Origin of the sequence: Alteromonas sp. a30, assembly GCF_026788005.1 — a bacterium.
Classification (GTDB): Bacteria; Pseudomonadota; Gammaproteobacteria; order Enterobacterales; family Alteromonadaceae; genus Paraneptunicella.
The window spans coordinates 1-1,493 of sequence record NZ_JABEPE010000066.1 but is presented as its reverse complement, the minus strand read 5'-3'; the positions used below and the strand labels follow the sequence as shown (position 1 = coordinate 1,493).

At 47.6% G+C, this 1,493-nt stretch carries 1 protein-coding gene; it reads left to right on the top strand.

Annotated features, from left to right (window positions below):
• Positions 1-1,422 (top strand): terminase large subunit domain-containing protein (locus tag HJG39_RS19135; protein ID WP_268412000.1); only part of this gene is annotated, 1,422 nt, incomplete at its 5' end.
• Positions 1,423-1,493 lie beyond the last annotated feature (71 nt).

Genomic DNA, 1,493 nt, shown 5'->3' with positions numbered 1-1,493 from the left:
AACGGCAAGAAGCGCAAGCAACCGCAGAAAAACCACCTTGATGATGACGCCGTTGAAAAGCTGGAAAAAGCCTACTTTGATGGCATGTTCCCACATCAAAAGGTCTGGCACGATGCACTTAAGTATGAAATTCGAGAAATCCTAAAAAGCCGCCAAATTGGCGCGACCTTGCACTTTAGCCGCGAGGCCATTGTTGATGCTGCGAAAACCGGCAAAAACAAGATCTTCATTTCTGCGTCTAAAAACCAAGCCCAAGTCTTTAAACGCAACATTATTAACTTTGTACGCGAAACCACGGGTATTGAGTTGCGTGGCGATCCGATTGTGCTTTCTAACGGCGCTGAACTGCACTTTTTAGGCACGAACAAGAACACCGCACAAAGCTACAGCGGCGACTTGTACATTGATGAATATTTCTGGATTCCGAACTTCGTTGATATTGAGCACGTTGCCAGCGGCATGGCGATTCTCGATGACAGGCGCATTACTTATTTCTCCACGCCTTCTACCATCAATCACCAAGCGTATTCACTGTGGGACGGCTCGCATTACAACCAAGACAGGCCCAAAGCGGAACACATTAATATTGATGTGAGCCACAAAGCATTAAAAGACGGCAAGTTTTGTGAAGACGGTATTTGGCGTCAGGTGGTCACCATAGAAGATGCCATTAACAAGGGCTATTCCTTGGTGACAATGGAGAAGCTGAGGAAGAAGTTCCCGCCTGCGAAGTTCGAAAACTTGTTGATGTGTCAGTTTATTGATGACACCGCATCCATCTTCCCGCTTTCTGAACTGCAAGGCTGTATGGTGGATGCTGCCTTTATTTGGCACGACTACCAGCCTCACAAAAAACGCCCCTTTGGCAACAGGCCCGTGTGGGTGGGTTATGACCCATCGGAAACCCAAGATGATGCCAGTTTAGTGGTGATTGCGCCGCCACAATCCAAAGGCGGCAAGTTCCGAATTCTTGAAAAACACAGTTGGCAAGGCATGGACTTTGACGGCCAAGCCAATTCAATCAAGAAAATCTGTGAACGCTTTAACGTGGCCTTTATGGCCATTGATGCCACGGGCGTTGGCGCAGGTGTGTATCAGCTTGTGAAGAAGTTCTACCCCAGCGTAAGAAAGATTAAATATTCGGTGGAAGTGAAAACGGATTTGGTGCTTCGCGCGAAGCAGTTCTTCAGCAAAAAACTCATTGAATTTGATATGGCGTGGGTGGATTTGGCCCATGCCTTTATGACCATTCACCAAACCAGTACCCAATCGGGCCGAAACGTGACTTATCGCGCCAGCCGAACCAGTAAAACAGGCCATGCCGATTTAGCGTGGGCGGTGATGCACGCCTTGGATAAAGCGCCGATTGAAAGTGCGGATCAAGTGGGTTCCGGTAAGAAATCCATCATGGAGACTTTTTAAGTGAAAAACATTGAATCTTTTACCTTTGGTGAGCCTGTACCGGTGTTACAAGGCAGAGACATTGCCGAATA